Here is a 21176-nt window from a genome sequence, read left to right on the forward strand (position 1 = left end):
TTTTGCTGTTACTTTATTGCATGATGTTTTTAATCTTCTAATTCAATGGGATTATGTCCTTTTTTTTCTGTTTCACTTATTTTCTGCTTTTCTTTTTGGTCTTGAAAAAATACTGTACCCATGCTTTCCAATTGGTATTTGGCATTGTCTCTAAAATTTGTCCTTGCTTGAGACAAGTCTTTTTTTGTAACCAGTTTTGCATTCTGATAATACCTTTCACTTACTGTTGTCATCTTTCCTTTTAACTTGGAGCTCGATATTGATTTTACCAATTCAAAATCATAATCTCCTGTTTTATCCGTTATTTTCACAATTAAACCTGGAAGACCGCTAAATTTGTATGGACCATAAGAAAAAGGAATTTTAGTTGCGTACCAAGCAGTCCAACCTCTTCCTTTATACTGTAGCTCTGCTTTCTTACAAGCAATAGAATTAATCATCTTAGTTTCATCAATGAGCTTCCAATTATCAATTACAGGACTATTATAAGATAGCAAAGTCATTCCTATTGATTCGTAAAATTGTGAATTATCATTTGTTTGGATAATTAGAAAGTTAGATCTTGACACTGGTATATTACTCAAATCAATCTGATTCTTATTCTTATTATATTTCACCATAAAAAGAGAATCAAATTTCAATCTATTTTCACTAATAAAAAAAGAACGGCTATCACTTATTTGTAATGAATATAATTCTTTAATAATATAGTCCCGATTTAAAGTATTGGGTTTGTATTGAAGTAAATAAGTAAATTCTCCCCGTAACGAATCCTTTTTAGCTGTTTGAGAAAACGATACAGAGAAAACTAATAGAAATATAATTGTTAAAATTTGTTTTTTTGTAAAATTCATACTCCTTTATTTATGAAGAACCGCCCAAAAAATCTTATGTTTACTTTAGTATTGGCCATTTGGTAAATGAACAGAGAATCTTTTGTTTAAAAATTCAAAAAGTAGCCAAAAGTAATTCTTTGAACGGTTTGTATTATTACTTTAGATTAATACAATTAATCAAGGTTTGTTCCTTCGTTGGGTTGCAAGCAATCGCTAAGGAGTAAATGGACTGTTATACATACAATAATTATTTTGAATTTGCTGTGCCCAATCTATCCATTGATTAGCAGTCCAATCTTGACAAGTATATGCAGAAGTACAAGTTACTGTTACAGTTGCACATTCCCGTTTTTTTGCAGCTTTAGTTTTTAAAGTCGTTTTGTATTTATTCTTTGAGACAACTTCTTTTTTCTCTTCTGATTTCTTACCATTCTCATATTTTGGAATGATCGTATTTGCACTTATGGTTCCTATTACCAAAATTCCTGCTAATAAAATTATTTTTTTCATGTAATCATTTTTAACTGTTAATAATAATTAATTTGTATTTAACCTTTTTTGTGCACTTGGTTTTAACACTTCAAATAAAAAAATAAAAAGTGATATTTACAATAGTAATTATCACTTTTTATTGACAATTTATTATGTTAATCAACTAATTATATGATAGTTATATTTAAATACACATCATAACTAAATAAAAATAATTGAATTATTTTAACTAAAATGATTATTAAGAATTTTCTATCTCTTCTTTCGCTTTTTTCGTCATCGAATTAAACACCAATTCATAAGACTGGTTGATAAGCTGTAAGATAAGATCTCTTTTCAATCCATCTACCATTACAGAATTCCAATGGGTTTTATTCATATGAAATGCTCCTGTAATTTGTGGATGTTGCTCACGAAGTTCTGCGCTCCATTCCGGATCGGTTTTTACGTTAATGCTTAAAGGTTGCTTTTCCAAAGACATCAATAAAAACATTTTTGTTCCTACTTTCAGAACAAGGGTTACATTATCAAAAGGAAAAGTTTCGGTAACCCCTTTTTTAGCAAGACAGTAATCTAAAATTTCGTTGGCATCCATATTTTTATGAGTAATAAATAATTGGTAATGAGTAATATTTTTTACTTTGCTTCAAATTTAGTAAATTTAAGAAAGAAACATCACCACAGCAAACTACAATTATGAAAGCTTTAATAATCGGTGCAACGGGCGCTACAGGAAAAGATTTGGTTAATCAGTTACTCAATGATAAAGATTTTGAAGAAGTCGATATTTTTGTAAGAAAACCTATTGATATTCAAAATGATAAGCTAAAAACTCATGTTGTAAATTTTGAAAATCCTGAAGAATGGAAAAATCTGGTGAAAGGTGACGTTGTTTTTTCCTGTCTTGGTACGACTTTAAAAACTGCAGGAAGTAAGGAAGCTCAAAGGAAAGTCGATTATGATTATCAATACCAGTTTGCAAAAGCTGCCAAAGAAAATAATGTTGACGATTATATTTTGGTTTCCGCTTACGGAGCCGATCCAAAATCGAGAATTTTTTATTCTAAAATGAAAGGTGAACTGGAAGAAGCTGTAAAACAGTTACATTTCAATAAAATAACCATTTTCAACCCCGGAATGCTGGAGAGAAAAGATTCTGACAGAACCGGAGAAGTTTTAGGAAGCAGAATTATAAAATTTGCTAATAAAATCGGGTTATTGGAAAGCCAAAAACCCTTACCAACAGATATTTTAGCCAAAGCAATGATTAATTCTTCGAAGATCAAAAGCAATGGGTATTCTAATATAAAACTGGGAAATATTTTTTGTTTTGCGAAGAAAACGAATGAATAACTCAATGTAACAATCTAATAATGTATCAGTTTAACAATAACCAAATTCAACATTGGTACATTGCTAAACTGATATATTGGTAAACTATTACTTCAAATACTTTGTAATCGCTTCATCCGTAGGTTTTGTAGTACTTACGAAAGAGTCAACTAATTTTCCGTTTTCGTCGATTAAGAATTTTGTGAAATTCCAAAGGATGGTTGTATTTTTTACTCCGTTTAAGTCTTTTTCGGTTAAATATTTAAAGATAGGAGCGGTATCATCCCCTTTTACAGAAACTTTAGAAGCTAAAGGAAATGTTACGCCATAATTTTTCTGACAAAAAGCACCAATTTCGTGGTTTGTTCCTGGTTCTTGTCCTCCAAAATTGTTTGCAGGAAAACCTACAATTACCAATTTATCTTTATATTCCTCATAAACTTTCTCAAGATCAGCATATTGCGGAGTAAATCCACATTCTGAAGCTGTATTTACGATAAGGATTTTCTTTCCTTTAAAATCTGCAAAGTTGATTTGTTTTCCCTCTTCAAGAGCATCAACTTTGAAATCGTATATTGATTTTCCCATAAGTTCTTTGGTTTTGGCTTTAGACGCATCGCTCTTTTTCTGAGCGCAACTATTGAAAAATGCCACAAAAGAAAGCAGCACTAAAAACAATTTTTTCATAACTAAATTTTATTTTATTAATTAAAATTTAAACGTATTGGCAGGAAATACTTTATTCACATCAATCCTGTTGAGCAGCATGACGTAATCTCCGTCTTTCTTTGCGCTTGAAGATTCAATTCTGAAGGGCATTGAAAAATTTCCTATTTTTTTGTAATCAGAGTATATTAAAGCTTCATCTTTTTTCACTTCTTTTAAAAGCATATAGCTTTTTGTATCGAAATAATAGATGTTTTTATTTACGTTTTTCGTTAATTCAACTTTATGACAATAAATCTCTCCTATTTTTTCTTTACCTAAATATTTTGCTTCAAAACCTTTATTTTCCCAATCTATAAAGTCATTGTCGAAGCTTTCCGGCACGTATTCTGCGTATTCCTGAACTTTATTGGTTGCATAGTTCATTGCATAGCCTTTCGTTCCGTCGTAGCCTTCAATGGCTGTATCTTTTCCGTTAATGGTAATAACGGTTTTTGTAAGATTCGGGCGTTGTTGGTATATTTTAATAGGATATTCATCTTTGATTCCCAAGATTACTTTCCCCTGAAGCAATACTGAATTCAATAATTTCCAATTGGTTAATCCTCCGGATAATTCAATATTTTTATCTATAATTTCCTTTGCAGTCTGAGCAAAAGACAATTGCGAAAATATCAGGACGAATACTAAAAGTAATTTCTTCATTAATTCAATTTTATCAATTCAAATATAGCGTTTTAAAGCTTTACCAATGTATCAATCTGGCAATTTACCGATTATTCTGAGATTATTTTTCTGGCTTTCTCAAGATCTTCCGGCGTATCGATTCCCACTCCGATGAAATTGGTTTCTATCAGCTTGATTTTCATGCCATATTCAAGATAACGGATGCATTCTATTTTTTCTGAAATTTCCAAAGGTTTCATTTCTAATTTTGAAAACTGAATCAAAGCGTGTTTTCTGAAAGCATAAACACCGATGTGTTTAAAATAATTGACGTCATAAGAAACTTCCCTGTGAAAAGGAATCACAGAACGGCTGAAATACAATGCAAAACCATTATTATCGGTAATTACTTTTACATTATTTGGGTTTTCAATTTCCTCTTTTTCAGTCAGTTGTATTTTTAATGAAGCTAAAGAAATTTCCTGATTTTCATCATTATGGAAAACTTCAATTAACTGTTGTAAAGGTTCTAATTTAAGAAAAGGCTCATCACCCTGAACGTTGATAACAATATCACAATCAATATTTTGTACAGCTTCTGCGATTCGGTCGCTTCCCGTTTCGTGTTGACCGGTCATGACTGCTTTTCCGCCGTTTTTTACAATTTCATCAAAAATAATTTCCGAATCTGTCGCTACAAAAACTTCATCAAATAAACCTGTTTCCACAACATTCTGATAGGTTGTTGTGATAACCGTTTTTTCGCCCAACATCTGCATGAGTTTTGCCGGAAAACGGCTTGCTTCGTAACGCGCGGGAATGACTGCGATGATTTTCATGATTCTAATGTAACAATTTAAAAATCTAACCGTGTAACAATTTACCAATTAATTGTTACACGGTTAGATTGGTATATTATATTTTTTATTTTAAAGCGTTTAAAGCTGTTTCCAATTTCGGCATCATTGCAGAAATCTCTTCAGTAGCCAAACCTCCAACAGAAGCTCTGAACCAAGGCTCAGACTTTGCTTCTCCGAAAGCAGAGAAAGGAACCAAAGCAACTCCTGCTTCATTGATTAAATAGAATACCAAATCAGAAGAATTTCCGATAACGGTACCGTCCGGTTTTGTTTTCCCGATATAATCTAATTTAATTGTCAAGTAAAGAGCGCCCATCGGTTCAATACTGTCAACAGCAAGACCTTTTCCTTTTAAATCCTGAATTCCACCGTGAAGAACTTTTAAGCTAGCTTCTAGTTTCCCTTTGAAATCTTCAACGAAAGCATTTACATCGTCCGGATTTTCAAAATATTTTGCAGTAGCTTCTTGTTCCGGTTTTGGCGCCCAAGCTCCAACGTGCGTTAAAAGCGCTTTCATTTTATCTAAAATATGAGCCGGACCGAATCCCCAACCAACACGAACTCCCGTTGCAGCAAGGCATTTTGAGATCCCATCGATATAAATTGTATATTCTCTCATTTCAGGGAAAAGAGACACAGGATCCACGTGTTCTGCACCAAAAGTAAGGTTAGAATAAATCTGGTCATACATTAAATACAACGGTTTTTCGTCTTCCCCTCTTTTTTTGTTTTCCGCTAAAATCAATTCGCAGATTTCTGAAAGCTGATCTTTTGTAAACATCGTTCCAGTCGGGTTTAAAGGCGAACAAAGCGCTACCAGAACTGCTCCCTCCAAATGAGGTCTTAAATCATCCGCAGTCGGAAGGAAATTATTTTCCTGAGTGGTTTTCACTTCTACTGCATCCGCTGAAGTAAGATAAGCATAATGATTGTTGTTCCAAGATGGTGTAGGATAAACTACTTTATCTCCTTCGTCTACAATCGTTTTGTAAACCGCATAGATCAAAGGTCTTGAACCAGCCGTGATCAAGATGTCATTTGGAGAATAATCTAAATTCCATCTTGTTTTCAGGTCTTTAGAAACTTCTTTTCTTAAAGATAAAAGTCCATTTGCAGGCGGATAATTTGTCAGATTATTCTGATAAGCTTTCTGAATTTCCTCCTTCAATTTTGCCGGAATCGGATAAATATTAGAATTTAAATCACCAATCGTAAGATTAGCAATCTCCGCTCCTTTCGCCTTTAAATCATTTACTTCATTACCAATTTTTACAATTTCAGAACCGATCAGGTTCGCCGCTAATTTTGAAACTTTCACTTTATTATTATTTATAAATTTATTTAATATTGTCTTTCAATATCGATCTTTTTATGAATTTCTTCATCAGAAAGATGTGCATCATAAAGGTTCATTAATTCTTTTGCTTTTTTAGCAGCATTAGAATTGGGATATTTTTTAATTATTCTGTTAAATTCCTGTCTGTTTTCATCATACAAAGTTCCGTCAGAATGTTCGTGAGTCGGTGTATTATCCATTCCGAATAAATAATCGTACAAATAACTGTTGTACATTTCTTTTACTCTGGAAATTAAATGACTTTTAGGATATCTTTTCATGAAATTCTCCCAAAATATCGTTCTGTCTCCCAATTCTTTCCAGGAAATCACCAATCCTGCATCCGCAGAATAAAGACCTTCACTTTCTTTTGATAACTGCTGAATATAATCATTATAATCGGGAGTCACTTTATCCTTAAATACAGAAAAATAATGATCGGGCAACGACCAGATTTCGGTGTACCCTTCTCCTATTTCCATAAATTCAAGACCTCCTTTCTTAAGTTCTGCGCTTAGTTTCTTTATATTTTCCGGAAACTTGTAGCCCTTACTTTCAGCATCATAATAATTGATATATTCATCTAAAATATTTCCCAAAGTTCCACTTAAACAAGCTGTATATTTATCACGAATTTTTACATAATCTTCGTATAATTTATCATTCTGTTCAGGCGTATTCTGAGCAATTTCTTTTTCGGTTTTACTTTTATACCATTGAAGAGCTGTAATATAATCTTCTGTTTTATTTTTAGAAGAACATGCAGTATCAATAGGTTTTAGCAGATCTTCCGTAGGTTTCTGCCTTTGAAACCGTATCATTCACAGTTTTCTTTTCAATAGTTTTTGCTTCTTCTTTTTTACAGGAAAAAACAAAAACCAACAGAATAAAAGCTGCAAAAATATTCTTAATCATTTTTTGAAATTAATCTAATTTCAAATCTTTTTTTACGTCTTCAATCTTAGCTTCCAACGATTTTAATTTATCTTTAAAATCTGATTCAGAAGCAATCGAATCTTTTACGGAGATATAAAATTTAATCTTCGGTTCTGTTCCTGAAGGTCTTACGCAAACTTTTGTTCCGTCCTGAGTATAATAAATCAATACATTCGATTTTGGAATGTCGTTCATTACTTTTTTCTGATTTTCTGAAACCACAAAATTAGTCTGCTCCTTAAAATCCTTCACTTCTTCTACCAACGAACCCGCCAATTCTTTCGGCGGATTTTCACGGAAATTCTTCATCATATTCTGAATTTCTTCCGCTCCGTCTCTTCCTTTTCTCACCAAATTCACCAAACCTTCGTAGTACATTCCGGTTTCCTCGTAAATTTCGATAAGATATTGATACATCGTTCTTCCGTTTGCTTTACACCAAGCTGCAATTTCGCAAGCCAGAACGATACTTCCGCAAGAATCTTTATCACGAACGAAATCTCCCGTCATAAATCCGAAACTTTCTTCGCCACCGCAAATAAATTTCTCTCTTCCTTCAACATCGCGAATCATTTTTCCGATCCATTTGAACCCTGTTAATCCAGCTTTACATTGAACACCGAATTTCTGAGCAATATCAAAGAAAATATCAGAAGTCACGATTGTAGAACCGATAAATTCTTTTCCTGTGATTTTTCCCTGCTTTCTCCATTCATTCAAAATATAATACGTTAAGATCGTATTACATTGATTTCCATTTAGTAACTGAATTTCACCCTCCAAATTTCTAACAGCAATTCCCAATCTGTCGCCATCCGGATCTGTTCCGATAACGATGTCTGCATTGGTTATTTTTGCAAGATCCATCGCCATTTCCAACGCTGCAGGTTCTTCAGGGTTGGGAGAATCTACCGTCGGGAAATTTCCACTAGGAATCATTTGCTCTTTAACCAAATCGATTTTCTTGAAACCTGCTTTTCTCAACGCTTGAGGAACTGTCGTATACGTCGTACCGTGGATTGATGTGAAAACAATATTTAAATTTTCTTTCCCAACATTCTGATACGTAGAGTTTTCGATACAAGCATCGATATAAACTTCATCCTGCTCTTCTCCGATCCATTCGATCAGATCATCGTTTCCGTCAAATTTAATCTCATCAAATTTCACCGAATATACTTCATTAATGATCGCTTCATCATGTGGCGGAACGATTTGCGCGCCGTCATTCCAATATACTTTATACCCGTTGTATTCAGGCGGATTGTGAGAAGCCGTCAATACAATTCCTCCGTTACATTTTTTATCACGAACCGTGAAAGACAATTCCGGAGTCGGTCTGTGATCCTTGAAAAGCAATACTTTAATTCCGTTTGCCGTTAAAACATCAGCCACCAATTTTCCGAATTCTCTCGAATTATGTCTTACGTCATAAGCAATCGCCACACTGATTTCTTCTCCTCTAAATTGCTTTAACATGTAATTCGCAAGTCCCTGTGTAGCTTGACCTAACGTATATTTATTTAAACGATTAGTTCCGACACCCATAATTCCACGCATTCCTCCTGTTCCGAACTCAAGTTCTCTGTAAAAAGAGTCTTCCAAATCAGGCGAATTGCTGTCAATTAATAATTGAACAGCATCTCTCGTTTCTTTATCGAATGTATCACTTAACCAAAGTTTTGCTTTTTCTAATGTTGACATATTATATTTTGTGTATTTTTTGGCTGGAAGTTGGGAGATTGAGGATGGAAGTTTTCCAACTTCAAACTTCAAACTTCCAGCTAATATTTTATAATTCTTTTATTTGGTTTCTAAATGCTATAATCTGATTCATAAGACTATAACTGTCATTATATAATTTATTAAAATCTTCTTCTGAGATGTATTTTCTGTTTTTTGCTTTGTACAGACATGTTACAACTTCAGCCAAAGAACGGATTGAGTATCCTAAAAACTTTCTAAACTCTAATCTTGACTGTAAAATACTTCCTTCAGAAATATTAAGTGCTATAGAATCAGAGGCTCTTCTAATTTGTGAGGTTAAATTAAAGGATTCATCTTTTGGAAAATTTTGAGATAATTTAAAAATATGCTCTCCAAAATCCATAGATTTTTGCCAAATAATCAGTTTCTCAAATTTGAAACTCATCAGTTACTATTTTTTTCATCATAATGTTTGTGTGTTTTAGTTTCTTCCATCCTCCAACTCCCCTCTTCCAGCCTTTTATTTAATCTAATTTCTTGTTTTCTACTCTTGTTGTTTTATCAATCTTAAATGCACGAATCGGATCGTTATAATAAATAAATTTCGCTGTATTCTGTACATTTCCTTTCAATGAATCTTTTACATTTACTTCTGCGTAATTTCCATTTTTAGAATCAATATTCAGGTTTTCTATTTTCCAGTAAGGAGCGATCAAACTTGCTGTGTCAGAGATCTTTATCACTGCATTTTTTGTTTGTCCTAAAAAGTTGGCTCTGCTTCGATTCAGCATTTCAACTTCTGCTCTTCTTGTGTTTACCGAACCCATAAAAGTAGCGTAATTTTTTAAATTAAGCTTAAAATTATCGGTCTTAATTTCACTCGAAATATTCATTTCCACAGAATCGGAAATTGAAACTTTCTCCAAATTATATTTAGAATAAATCGTTACGTTGTAGAAATCTACACCTTTTGTTCCTCTTTTTTCTTTGATAGAAAGCGTTTTATCGTTTACGTCAACATCAAGATTATCAGCAACATTCGGATATGTTTCTATTTCTACAAAGTTTTTTGTTCCTCTTGCATAAAACACTCGAAATTTCCCATCCAGATCAAGATTCACAAATTCTGAAACATCCACGTCCTTTCTTTCAATCGTTCCTTTTGGAGAAACTTTTCCACAGGAAACCACGGCTACCAAAATGAATGTGTAAAATATATTTTTCATTATTTAATTTAAAATATTCTATATAAAGCTATAATTATGGCAAGACTTTCCACTCCCATCAAAACATAAAGAATCAATACTCTCCAGAGTAAACCTGGTTTTGAGTACGAATTTTTAAAAGCATTCCAATAAGTGACTGCGGGGAAGAGAATAGAAAGACCGAAGATAATTTTGTCAAAAATATTGAAAATCTTTGAAACAGGCTTCCATAAACCTATTAAACTTGCAATATCACTGAGCAAAAATATGATTAAAATTCCTAAAAGACTCACTGTTCCGATGATAAAATGCTCGGCGATATTCAATTTTATTCTTTTAAAAAGAAAATAAGCGTTACCCGCCAACATCGGAATAATGACAAACAATATCATTTTGGAATATTTTGAGAAAAAATCTCTGATTTCAGAATCATTCGCCAATGTTTCCGGACCTGCAAATTTTTCGTAAAAATGCAATCCCAACACATTAAAACCAAAAAGAATCAGTAACAACGATATAAAATTGTTGTATCTGATTCTTTTTCCTGAAATATAATCCGTCGCCGTTGTTCCGGGTCTGAACAAAATATCTTTTAATGTCTGAAAAAATCTGGTTTCAACATGCCAAATCGATCCCAGAATATCGTTTTTAATAAGTGAATGTGGAGTTATTCTTGCTGTGTCCGCTTTCTGTCCGCAATGAGGACAAAACTCATCGGAGATTGAATGACCGCAGTTCAAACAACTTTTTTTATTCATTTTTATTAAATCACTTCGTCAATATTATAATTCTTATGTTCTCGGTTTGTTCTGATAATCATTTCTCCCAAAAACCCTGCTACGAAAAGCAAAGTTCCCATAATCATCATCGTTAAAGCAATGAAAAACCAAGGATTATTGGTAATTAAATGACCGTAGATTCCTCTCGCAACATCAATTAATTTTGAAATTCCCAGCCAAAGTGCAGAAAGGAAACCTAAAATAAACATGATTGTTCCTACAGCTCCGAAAAAGTGCATTGGTCTTCCTCCGAAACGACTTACAAACCAAAGCGTTACCAAATCCAGAAAACCTCTGATGAATCTTTCGGTTCCGAATTTTGAAGTTCCGTAAGGTCTCGCCTGATGTTTCACTTCTTTTTCGGTAATTCTTCTGAAACCTGCATTAGCAGCCAAAACCGGAATATAACGGTGCATATCTCCATATACATCGATCGTTTTTACTACCTGTTTTTTGTAAGCTTTCAAGCCACAGTTGAAATCGTGAAGCTCCACTCCCGAAACTTTTCTTGCCGCCGCATTGAATAATTTTGACGGAACATTTTTCGTCATTACATTATCAAAACGTTTCTTTTTCCAGCCTGAAACAATGTCGTAATTATCATTGATTACCATATTGTACAGTTCAGGAATTTCTTCCGGAAAATCCTGTAAATCAGCATCCATGGTGATAATCACCTCTCCGTTTGTTCTTTCAAAAGCAGCGTGAAGCGCCTGAGATTTTCCGTAATTTTTGGAAAATTTAATACCGTGAATCTGAGGATTCTGAACTTTCAAATTCTCAATAATACTCCACGACAAATCTGTACTTCCGTCATCCACAAACCAGATTTCGTATGATAAACTGCTTGATTTACAAACATTATCAATCCTTGAAAAAAGTTCTTCCAAAGAGTCTTCTTCGTTTAATAACGGAATAACTATAGATAAATTCATTTAATTTTAATAAAAATTATTCTTGATTTTCTGTTTCATGATACATCGTTTTCGTTCTGAAAAACGCTCCGAAAAACACCGACAAAATTACGTAAAATATAAGAATTGCCGCAAAATATCCTGAAAAATGACTTACGGTAAGCATATCTTTTCCTTTCACAGCCTCCGGAGAAAAGCTTGGAAGCCTTTCATTGTATTTTTTATCGAGCTCGTCAATATCTTTTTGGTGCTTTAAAATCTTTCTTGCAGAGACATATTCTTTATCCATTTCTGCTTTTTGTCTCGTTACATATTGGTAATTCAACAGTTTTTTTGCATCTGTATCACCAAAGTTTAAAAATGCGTAAATACTCAAGACCGAAAGGATTCCTCCGATAAACATCGGAACGAAAGCTCTGTTGAACGCCTGCTTGAAACTTACCTCTTTATGGTGGTTCCAAAATGTTTTTACCGACCAGAATGCTGCTCCGGCGTAGAGTAACGGAAGCACAAAAGCATTGGCTTTCAGCGAAATATCAAAATAATTGATCCCCGAAAAAAATGTGTACACTACAAAGAAAATGATCATTGTAGCGATAAAAAGTATAATTCCTAGTGTTGATGGACTTTTAGTCATATTTAAATTTTTTGAAAAAAGTTGAAAAATTATTCCGTTACATTTCAGCTATTTAGCTTTATCATTGGATTTTTTCTTCTAATTTTCTTTAATAATATTTTGAAGTTTATAAATTATTCCTACCTTTGCAACGGCAAGTCCTAAACAACCAGCTCCTGAGAATCCTCCAGGGTGGGAACGCAGCAAAGGTAATTGGTTGAGCGGTGTGATTTAGGTAGCTTGCCATTTTTTTTGGTTTAAGTTGAAGTAAGGTAATTTGAAGATTATCTTTTTTTATGTCTAAACTTTCCAACATTTCTATTTAAATTTTCAAATTACCTTTCCAAATTTTATTTAAAATTCGAACTCCTCTCCCAATTTCGGTAAAACAAGTTCTACATTTTTATCAGCAAAATGCTTTAATGCACTTTCATGATTAATTTCAATTGCAGGGAAAGTATCAAAATGACATCCGATAACTTTCGGCGTTTTCAATAATTCTGCTGCTGCAAAAGCCGCTTTTCTAGGACACATCGTATAATGACTACCAATCGGAAGGATGGAAAGGTCTAAATTCCCGTATAATCTTGGAAATAGCTCCATATCTGCCATTACGCCTGTATCACCTGCCAAATAAACGTTTTTACCTTCAGGAAGTCTGAAAATATATCCTACGGGAACGCCACCATAGCTTCCGTCTGGAAAAGAACTGGTGTGGTTAGCCGGAACCATGGAAATTTTAAGATCGTCGATTTTTGCAGACCCGCCTAAGTTCACATCGTCTTTATTTTTTGCCGTTTTGAAGTAGGCACAAATTTCAGGAACGGCTATAATGGTAGCTTCCGGATGAAATTGCAACACTTCTTCTACATCTGCAATGTGGTCTCCGTGAGCGTGAGTCAATAAAATATAATCTATTTTCTGAGCCGAAATATCAAATCCTGATTCTGCTTTTTTGTAGTTGTAGAAAGGATCACATAAAATCGTTTTGTCTTTATACGTGAACAAAAAACAATTTTGTCCTAAGTATTGTATTTTCATTTTTAATTTATTTTTGAATATTTTTTAACACTAATAACACGAATTTTTTCACGAATGGCACGATTGAAATTCAATAAAAAATTGTGAACAGATGCTTCGACTTTGATCAGCATGACATCGCTAATACTATCTGTTTATACATTAAGCTTTAACAGTGTCATATTGAGCGTAATCGAAGCATATTTTATTCTTATTTTTAAACACTAACAACACTAATTTTTCACGAATGGCACTATCAAAATAGTAGTGAAAATTTGTGTAAAAATTCGTGTTATTAGTGTTTTATTTTAATGAAAAAAGTTAAGTCCAAAAGCGGTAAGAACTGCCATTATGAAAGTCATGATTCCCACTTGTTTTAAAAACGGATCAAGTTCTTTCGGGTTTTTTACAGCCATGATCTGTCTTCTCAATTTCATTAATGGCAATAATAAAATCATTACGATAAAAACATAATAATTTTGAGTCTGGAAGAATCCGTTTACTCCTAAAAACACTAAGATCAAGATTAACGGAAGCTGTAATAAAACCATTTCGTAGATCATCGCATTTTTGAAGCCTATTCTCAATGCAAAGCTATTTTTACCTGATAATTTGTCGCTTTCGATATCTCTCATGTTATTAAGATTCAAAACCGCCATACTCATCATTCCGATTGCTGTTCCGGGCAAAAGCATGTCCCAGCTGAAAGATTTAGTAAATAAAAAATAACTTCCGCAAACCGAAACCAAACCGAAAAAGATAAATACGAAAAGGTCTCCCAATCCCATATATCCATAAGGTTTTTTACCAACCGTATAGCCAATTGCCGCTAAAATACAAGCTACTCCCAAACCTATGAAAATGTAAAATTCATTCATATATTTCGGGATGAAAGCAATATAAAGAAGTGCAATCGTCGCAACAAAAGATAAAACAGAGAAAAGAATCACGGCATTTCTCATTTGCTTTGCCGTAATTTTTCCGGATGCAACTGCCCTTGTTTCGGCTTCTGAAGCTCTTTTTGCGTCTGTTCCTTTTACACCATCTCCATAATCATTCGCGTAATTTGAAAGAACCTGATACAACAACGTAACGACCAATGCCAATGCAAAGATCTTCCAGTCCCAAATTCCGCCTTCACCATAAAGCCTCCATTTTGCAATGAAAGCTCCCATTATAATTCCGCTTAAAGAAAGCGGCAATGTTCGTAGCCTTGCGGCTTGTATCCAATCCTTCATAAATATTTAGTTGATTGTTGATTGTTTATAGTTGTTAGTGAAAAATCCATCAACTAACAACCATAAACCGACAACATTTTATGATATCCATTTATCTTTTCCGAAATCGGGTTTTCTTTTTTCTAAGAAAGCATTTCTTCCTTCCTGAGCTTCTTCCGTCATATACGCCAAACGTGTTGCTTCACCCGCAAAAACCTGCTGACCAACCATTCCGTCGTCGGTTAAGTTCATTGCGAATTTCAACATTCTGATAGACATCGGAGATTTTGCTAAAATTTCCTGCGCCCATTCGTAAGCGGTATCTTCCAACTCAGCGTGAGGAATAACGGCATTTACCATTCCCATATCCAACGCTTCCTGAGCAGAATAATTTCTACCTAAAAAGAAAATTTCACGAGCTTTTTTCTGTCCGACCATTTTTGCCAGATACGCAGAAACCATAACCACCGTCGAAACTTGTAACATCGGCATCGGTTTGCTTGAAAATTGCATGCTCTTTACTTGCCAACGTAAGGTCGCAAACCACATGAAGAGAGTGACCTCCACCAACTGCCCAACCCGGAACAACCGCTATCACTACTTTCGGCATAAAACGGATCAAACGCTGAACTTCTAAAATATTCAAACGATGTCTTCCATCTTCCCCTACATATCCTTGATGTCCTCTTGCTTTTTGGTCACCTCCACTGCAGAAAGCCCAACCTCCATCTTTAGGACTCGGTCCTTCACCTGAAAGCAAAACAACACCTATCGAAGGATCTTCTGAGGCATCATAAAAAGCATCGTATAATTCGGAAGTAGTTTTAGGTCTGAAAGCGTTACGAATTTCGGGTCTGTTGAAAGCAATTCTCGCTACACCATTACATTTTTTGTATGTAATATCTTCGTATTCTTTGGCGGTTTTCCACTCAATCATTTTTGTAAAAATTTTTCCCAAAGATACGGAATTACAAAGAATTTTAACATTGATTTTTGATGATAATGATGGGAAATCTTGTTGAATTTTTTAGGTTAAAATTTGTTTTATTTGATATTTTTTGATTATTCTTTTTAATGCCTGAAATTAATTTAAACGCAAGGTTCGTAAATATTTTTTACTACTAACTATTTTTAAGGTATACAAAGGCATTCTACTTTAAAAAGATAACAAAGGTGTTTAAATTATTGAGGATATTTTTGTTCGCAATGTTTATTATACTGATGAATGTTTTTTCTCCCACAGATTTCTCGGATTTACACAGATGATTGGGGATGTTCTTTTATGTTTTAACTAAAGCTAAATTGTATACTTAAATTTTGAAAACGGATTTCCTTCGACAAGCTTAGGATCATATATCGCTTTTATTGAATAAAAAAACCGGAACAGAAATGTTCCGGTTTTATATAGTAGCTTTTTAAATGAAATATTATTTAGCTTTAAGCTCAGCTTCTTTAGCTTTCATTTCATTATATTTTGCTGTATTTTTAGTTGTATTGTAGATGTCTTTCAACGTCTGAATAGCATTGATATCTGTTGGCATTGCCTGATACCATTTTTCTGCATAAGGTGTAGATTTGTTGAATCTTTCCTTTCTTGCTTCAATTAATTTTGTAGCATCGTCCGGCTTAGTTTTTCTTAATGCGTTGATATCAGCAACAGCTTTTTCATCATCTCCGATTACTACGTAAACCAAGTTTTGATAAGCATTTGCGAAATCAGGCTTTAATTCTATCGCTTTCTGAAGTGAAACAATTGCATCAGCTTCCGTTGCAGGATTTTTAGACTGAAGAACTCCTAAATTATACCAGTTTGTAGCATCTGTAGGGTTTTTAGCCAATTGTTCTTTCAAATTCGCCATGAACTTGTCCGTATTTCCTGTTGCGTATAATGCGCTTCCCTGATACTCTTTTAATTTAGTACTATTAGGGAATTTTGCCAATCCTTTTTCGATAATTGCTAACGCTTCGTCATTTTTCTTAGCATTCAACAATAAAGTCGATAAAGTTTCATACAAATCTGACTCTACACTTGGAGACTGCTCAGTTTTGAAATCTGAATAATCTTTTGATGAAGATTTTTTCAATAATTCCCAAGTTGCTTTATCATAACTTACAACCTGACCAGATTTGCTCTCTTTCGCAGTATAGGTTGTTTCAACACCAGTATAACCAGCATTGATTAAATCTGTATATATTTTTGTAGCCTGAGGAATGTCATTTGCCAAAGCATAATTAAGACCAGAGTAATACATATATACTTTATTGTCCTGTCCGCTTGTTTTCAGTAAGTTGTAAACTTCCATAAACTTAGGAGCTGCAGCTGCATAATTTTTCGCATTATATGCATCCATTGCAACTTTGTTAGCTTCTTGTAGCTTAGCGTTTGCATCTTCTTTCTGTCCGAAAACAAAAGCCGAAGCAACGATAGCTATACCCAAAATTAGCTTTTTCATAATCACTATTTTATATTAATTGTACAATATTATTCTTCCGAATCAGCATTCTCATTTTCCTCTGCAGGATCTTGGTTTTCTGTCTGAGGTGTTGCTTCTGTATTGTTTTCCTGGTTATCGGCTACACTTTCTCCTTCTTCCAAATTCTCTTCAGCGTCTTCGTCTACCACATCCTTATCCATTTCTACTTTTGCAATGGCTGCAATTTCGTCATTTTTCTTAAGGTTGATCATTCTTACCCCTTGCGTATTTCTACCCATTACTCTCATCTCATCCATATTCATACGGATTGCAACACCTGATTTATTGATGATCATCAATCCATCTTCGTCTGTAACGTTTTGAATAGCAATTAGATTTCCTGTTTTTTCGGTAATATTCAGGGTGATAACTCCTTTTCCTCCTCTGTTGGTTTCTCTGTAGTCTAAAACGGCAGTTCTCTTACCATATCCTTTTTCAGATACCACAAGAACTGTATCATTTTCCAGATCATTGACAACAATCATACCAATTGCTTCGTCATTATCTTCCATACTGATCCCACGAACCCCGATCGAACCTCTACCAACTTCTCTTACCTTTTCTTCAGGGAAACGGATACATTTACCATTTTTAGTAGCGATCATGATCTGAGAAGTTCCGTTTGTTAAATAAGCACCTAACAATTGGTCATTATCTCTGATTTCGATAGCATTTACCCCATTTACTCTTGGTCTTGAATATGCTTCCAATGATGTTTTCTTGATCGTACCGTTTTTTGTAACCATCACAACGCTCATTTGATTTACATATTCAGAATCTTTTAAGTTATTGGTTCTGATGTATGCTTTAATTTTATCATCCGGTTCGATGTTGATTAAGTTTTGTACCGCTCTTCCTTTTGCCGTTTTAGAACCTTCAGGAATTTCGAATACTCTTAACCAGTAACATCTACCTTTTTCTGTGAAGAATAACATGTATTGATGATTGGTTGCAGAAACGATATACTCCAAGAAATCTGAATCTCTTGTTGTTGCCGCTTTGTTTCCTACACCACCTCTACTTTGAATTTTATATTCTGAAAGTAACGTTCTTTTTACATATCCTGCGTGAGAAATCGTAAGAACTACCGATTCATTTGGAATGATGTCTTCAATAGACATTTCTCCTCCTGAATAATCGATTTCCGTTCTTCTTTCGTCACCGTATTTTTCTCTTACTTCAATTAATTCATCCTTAATGATCTGGAATCTTCTTGGTTCGTTTGCCAAGATGTCTTCTAAATCTGCAATTTCTTTCATGATTGCATCATATTCATCACGGATTTTATCAAGCTCCATTCCTGTCAAACGAGCAAGACGAAGATCCAGAATTGCCTGAGCCTGAATATCAGACAAATCAAATTCTTGAATAATTCCTTCTTTTGCAGCTTGTGGATTGGCACTGTGACGAATAATCGCAATAGCTTTATCTAAAGAATCCTGCGTACCGATCACCTTCATGAAACCTTCTAAGATATGAGCTCTTTCCTTCGCTTTTTTAAGCTCGTATTGAGTTCTTCTTACAATGACTTCATGTCTGTGTTCTACGAAATGGTGAATGATATCTTTTAAGTTCAACTGTTCTGGTCTACCATGTACCAAAGCAATATTATTAACACTAAAAGATGTCTGAAGTGAAGTATATTTATATAATAAATTTAAAACAACATTAGGAATCGCATCATTTTTTAATTCATAAACAATACGAAGACCTCTTCTGTCTGACTCGTCTCTGATCTCGTAAATTCCCGGAATTTTTTCATCCTTTACAAGCTCAGCTGTTCTTGCAATCATCTCGGCTTTATTAACCTGATAAGGAATTTCGTTGACGATAATTGCATTTCGGTTTCCGATCTCTTCAAAGGCAACTTTAGCTCTCAGAACTACTCTACCTCTTCCTGTATGGAAAGCGTCTCTTACGCCGTCATACCCATAGATAATCCCACCTGTAGGGAAATCCGGAGCAATGATGTGCTGCATTAATTCATCAATCGTGATCTCTCTGTTGTCAATATAAGCACAAATAGCGTTGATAGCTTCCGTAAGATTGTGAGGAGCCATGTTTGTTGCCATCCCTACTGCAATCCCTGAAGTTCCGTTTACCAAAAGGTTTGGAATCTTTGAAGGCATTACTGTAGGTTCAGTCATACTATCATCGAAGTTATTCTGGAAATCTACCGTTTCTTTGTCTAAGTCTGAAAGAATCTCATCCGAGATTTTCTTCAATCTTGCTTCGGTATAACGCATTGCTGCAGGCGGATCACCGTCCATAGAACCGAAGTTTCCTTGTCCGTCTACCTGTGGATAACGTAAGCTCCAATCCTGAGCCATTCTCACCATCGCATCATATACGGAGGAGTCTCCATGTGGGTGATATTTACCCAAAACATCCCCAACGATTCTCGCAGATTTTAAATATTTTCTATTAGAAAAAACCCCTAATCCATACATACCGTAAAGCACTCTTCTATGAACGGGTTTCAAGCCATCTCTTACATCCGGTAATGCTCTAGAAACAATAACGGACATCGAATAATCGATATAAGATGATTTCATTTCATCAACAATGTTGATAGGAATCAATCTTTCTCCTTCTTTTTGCATAAACAAATTTTATTATAATGATTGTCAGACCCTTAGCTGTATGTCTGAAAATTATGTATTTCGTTTTTTTATTAACGTGCTAATTTACGAAAAATTTGTCGATTTTTGTGGTAGAATTTATCCAAAAAATCTTAAAAATTCATAAAATATGAGCGTATTAAGTATAACTTTCCACTGTACGAAAGATAATCTAGAAGAATGGGAAAATTATATGGACGAAACATTGGTTTTAATGACCGAAAACCTAATGGACGTAGATAAATATATTCTTTCTGAGGTTCACAGTGATTATATCGAAGACGGGAAAAACTACAATCTTCTTTTAATTTTTGATAATGAAGAGGTTCGTGAAGACTTCATTAAAAGCGAAATGTTAAACATTGCCGAAATAGTCGAGAAAAAATTTGGTCAGGAAGTGATGATTTTTAATACTTTCCTGAATCCTAAGAAAACGAGGTTGTAGATTAAGGTTAAAATTTAAGCTTTGGCTAAAGCCAATTTTGATTTAATTTTTTATTAAACGGGCTAAACTCCGCTTCTATTGATGTGATTTATGAAAATATTTGTGTCAATATTATTTAAAAACAAAACTTCTACATAAAAGCAAAAGCACTGAAATGATCAGTGCTTTTTTGTTTATAATCTTACGACAACTACCGGTCTACTGTGATAAACGCGGTGAGGTCTGTGAGAATAATATCTGTGTCTTACAGGTCTGTAATAGTCCCTTCTATAGTAATGTCTTGGAGGTCTGTGATAAACAACCTTTCTGTAGTGCGGTCTGCGCGGACCACCATAATAATGTTTCGACGGACCATGACCGCGACCGTGACCATGCCCTCTCTGTAGCGGTGCCGCATCGTAATACGCAAAGGATAAAACGATTAAGAAAAATCCTATTATTTTCGTTACAATCTTCATAAGTAAATTATTTTCAAATTACATTACGAAAACTTACAAGTCCAGTGCCAATAATGTTTTATTATTAGATTATATAGAATTTTTAAGAAAATTTTATGATTTAAATAACGATCTCACTTCTTTTTTCGAACATGATAAGATCTTTCCATTCTCCGTTCAGCCTTCCGATTTTCTTTCTTGTGCCGACTATTCGGAAACCGTTTTTCTGGTGAAATTTTATGGAAGCTTCATTTTCGGGGAAGATGTTCGCCTGTAAAGTCCAGAATCCGTGGCTTTCGCTATCCAAAATCATCTTTTTAAGCAAAACTGAACCCAACCCTTTCCCCTGATAATTATTCTCAAAATAAATGCTGACTTCTGCAACGCCTTTGAAACATTCTTTCTTGCTTACCGATCTCAAAGCACACCAACCGACCACTTCATTGGTTTCGTTTTCCAAAACCCATCGGCAATCGTTCAAAAATTCCATATTCCAGGCTTCGGCTGTAGGAATTAATGTTTCAAAAGTTGCCGTTCCTCCGTCAACGCCCTGTTTGAATATTTCTAACACCTTAGCTTCGTCACGGGGAAGCATTTCTCTAAGCTCGTAGTTCATT

At 34.2% G+C, this 21176-nt stretch carries 23 protein-coding genes, 1 other RNA gene and 1 pseudogene; 3 read left to right on the forward strand and 22 right to left on the reverse strand.

Going from position 1 to position 21176, the window contains the following annotated elements; genetic code table 11:
• Positions 1-29 precede the first annotated feature (29 nt).
• From J3D55_RS13915 to J3D55_RS13925, 3 genes are all read right to left on the reverse strand, one after another.
• Positions 30-854: a GLPGLI family protein gene (locus J3D55_RS13915; protein WP_259132000.1), complete on the reverse strand. Its 825-nt coding sequence runs from the start codon at positions 852-854 to the stop codon at positions 30-32.
• A gap of 195 nt (positions 855-1049) precedes the next feature.
• Positions 1050-1346, reverse strand: a complete 297-nt coding sequence (locus tag J3D55_RS13920) for a hypothetical protein (RefSeq protein ID WP_259132002.1) — start codon at positions 1344-1346, stop codon at positions 1050-1052.
• 223 nt (positions 1347-1569) lie between these two features.
• Positions 1570-1923 carry an MmcQ/YjbR family DNA-binding protein gene (locus tag J3D55_RS13925; RefSeq protein ID WP_259132003.1) on the reverse strand — a complete coding sequence of 118 codons (354 nt, stop codon included), beginning with the start codon at positions 1921-1923 and terminating at the stop codon, positions 1570-1572.
• 101 nt (positions 1924-2024) lie between these two features.
• On the opposite strand from J3D55_RS13925, the gene J3D55_RS13930 reads away from it, so the two are divergent.
• Positions 2025-2681 (forward strand): NAD(P)H-binding protein, encoded by a 657-nt coding sequence (locus tag J3D55_RS13930; protein WP_259132004.1) that lies wholly within the window; start codon positions 2025-2027, stop codon positions 2679-2681.
• Between the two features lie 87 nt (positions 2682-2768).
• Here the strand turns inward: J3D55_RS13930 and J3D55_RS13935 are convergent, their stop codons facing one another.
• The 12 genes from J3D55_RS13935 to J3D55_RS13990 form a co-directional block, all read right to left on the reverse strand.
• Positions 2769-3347, reverse strand: coding sequence for a glutathione peroxidase (locus J3D55_RS13935; protein ID WP_259132006.1), 579 nt, complete (start codon positions 3345-3347; stop codon positions 2769-2771).
• A 21-nt stretch (positions 3348-3368) separates the two neighbouring features.
• Positions 3369-4031 carry a LolA-like protein gene (locus J3D55_RS13940; protein WP_259132008.1) on the reverse strand — a complete coding sequence of 221 codons (663 nt, stop codon included), beginning with the start codon at positions 4029-4031 and terminating at the stop codon, positions 3369-3371.
• 71 nt (positions 4032-4102) lie between these two features.
• The gene (gene kdsB, locus J3D55_RS13945) at positions 4103-4831 is read right to left on the reverse strand and encodes a 3-deoxy-manno-octulosonate cytidylyltransferase (protein WP_259132009.1); all 729 of its coding nucleotides are present in this window, start codon (positions 4829-4831) and stop codon (positions 4103-4105) included.
• A gap of 85 nt (positions 4832-4916) precedes the next feature.
• Entirely contained in the window at positions 4917-6170 is a 1254-nt protein-coding gene (locus J3D55_RS13950; RefSeq protein ID WP_259132012.1) for a pyridoxal phosphate-dependent aminotransferase, read from the reverse strand.
• Between the two features lie 23 nt (positions 6171-6193).
• Positions 6194-7009: a hypothetical protein gene (locus tag J3D55_RS13955; RefSeq protein WP_259132013.1), complete on the reverse strand. Its 816-nt coding sequence runs from the start codon at positions 7007-7009 to the stop codon at positions 6194-6196.
• A complete protein-coding gene (locus J3D55_RS13960) occupies positions 6957-7103 on the reverse strand; it encodes a hypothetical protein (protein WP_259132015.1) in 147 nt (48 codons plus the stop codon). The genes J3D55_RS13955 and J3D55_RS13960 overlap by 53 nt, the downstream gene beginning before the upstream one ends.
• 9 nt (positions 7104-7112) lie before the next feature.
• Positions 7113-8828 (reverse strand): phospho-sugar mutase, encoded by a 1716-nt coding sequence (locus J3D55_RS13965; protein WP_259132017.1) that lies wholly within the window; start codon positions 8826-8828, stop codon positions 7113-7115.
• A gap of 88 nt (positions 8829-8916) precedes the next feature.
• Positions 8917-9276: a four helix bundle protein gene (locus J3D55_RS13970; protein WP_259132018.1), complete on the reverse strand. Its 360-nt coding sequence runs from the start codon at positions 9274-9276 to the stop codon at positions 8917-8919.
• Positions 9277-9355: 79 nt separating this feature from the next.
• Entirely contained in the window at positions 9356-10057 is a 702-nt protein-coding gene (locus J3D55_RS13975; protein ID WP_259132020.1) for a GIN domain-containing protein, read from the reverse strand.
• An 8-nt stretch (positions 10058-10065) separates the two neighbouring features.
• On the reverse strand, positions 10066-10794 hold the full coding sequence (locus J3D55_RS13980) for a DUF3667 domain-containing protein (protein ID WP_259132021.1): 729 nt from the start codon (positions 10792-10794) through the stop codon (positions 10066-10068).
• Between the two features lie 5 nt (positions 10795-10799).
• Positions 10800-11750 (reverse strand): glycosyltransferase family 2 protein, encoded by a 951-nt coding sequence (locus tag J3D55_RS13985; RefSeq protein ID WP_259132023.1) that lies wholly within the window; start codon positions 11748-11750, stop codon positions 10800-10802.
• Positions 11751-11766: 16 nt separating this feature from the next.
• Complete coding sequence (locus tag J3D55_RS13990; protein ID WP_259132025.1) at positions 11767-12366, reverse strand: DUF4199 domain-containing protein; 600 nt, start codon at positions 12364-12366, stop codon at positions 11767-11769.
• 131 nt (positions 12367-12497) lie between these two features.
• Here J3D55_RS13990 and ffs point away from each other — a divergent pair.
• An RNA gene (gene ffs / locus J3D55_RS13995) (signal recognition particle sRNA small type) lies at positions 12498-12594 on the forward strand.
• 105 nt (positions 12595-12699) lie between these two features.
• Here ffs and J3D55_RS14000 read toward each other — a convergent pair.
• The 5 genes and pseudogenes from J3D55_RS14000 to gyrA form a co-directional block, all read right to left on the reverse strand.
• Positions 12700-13386, reverse strand: coding sequence for a metal-dependent hydrolase (locus J3D55_RS14000; RefSeq protein WP_259132027.1), 687 nt, complete (start codon positions 13384-13386; stop codon positions 12700-12702).
• Positions 13387-13673: 287 nt separating this feature from the next.
• Entirely contained in the window at positions 13674-14603 is a 930-nt protein-coding gene (menA, locus tag J3D55_RS14005) for a 1,4-dihydroxy-2-naphthoate octaprenyltransferase (RefSeq protein ID WP_259132029.1), read from the reverse strand.
• 78 nt (positions 14604-14681) lie between these two features.
• Positions 14682-15519 (reverse strand): annotated as a pseudogene (locus J3D55_RS14010) (1,4-dihydroxy-2-naphthoyl-CoA synthase).
• A 490-nt stretch (positions 15520-16009) separates the two neighbouring features.
• Positions 16010-17035, reverse strand: coding sequence for a tetratricopeptide repeat protein (locus J3D55_RS14015; protein ID WP_259132031.1), 1026 nt, complete (start codon positions 17033-17035; stop codon positions 16010-16012).
• A 29-nt stretch (positions 17036-17064) separates the two neighbouring features.
• Positions 17065-19659: a DNA gyrase subunit A gene (gene gyrA / locus J3D55_RS14020; RefSeq protein ID WP_259132032.1), complete on the reverse strand. Its 2595-nt coding sequence runs from the start codon at positions 19657-19659 to the stop codon at positions 17065-17067.
• Between the two features lie 148 nt (positions 19660-19807).
• Here gyrA and J3D55_RS14025 point away from each other — a divergent pair, with 148 nt between their 5' ends.
• Positions 19808-20122, forward strand: a complete 315-nt coding sequence (locus J3D55_RS14025) for a DUF4286 family protein (protein ID WP_259132034.1) — start codon at positions 19808-19810, stop codon at positions 20120-20122.
• Positions 20123-20295: 173 nt separating this feature from the next.
• On the opposite strand, the gene J3D55_RS14030 is transcribed toward J3D55_RS14025, so the two are convergent.
• Positions 20296-20580: a hypothetical protein gene (locus J3D55_RS14030; protein ID WP_259132035.1), complete on the reverse strand. Its 285-nt coding sequence runs from the start codon at positions 20578-20580 to the stop codon at positions 20296-20298.
• Positions 20581-20680: 100 nt separating this feature from the next.
• Positions 20681-21175 (reverse strand): GNAT family N-acetyltransferase, encoded by a 495-nt coding sequence (locus J3D55_RS14035; protein ID WP_259132037.1) that lies wholly within the window; start codon positions 21173-21175, stop codon positions 20681-20683.
• Position 21176 lies beyond the last annotated feature (1 nt).

The organism is Chryseobacterium ginsenosidimutans, assembly GCF_024807225.1.
Taxonomy (GTDB): domain Bacteria; phylum Bacteroidota; class Bacteroidia; order Flavobacteriales; family Weeksellaceae; genus Chryseobacterium; species Chryseobacterium ginsenosidimutans.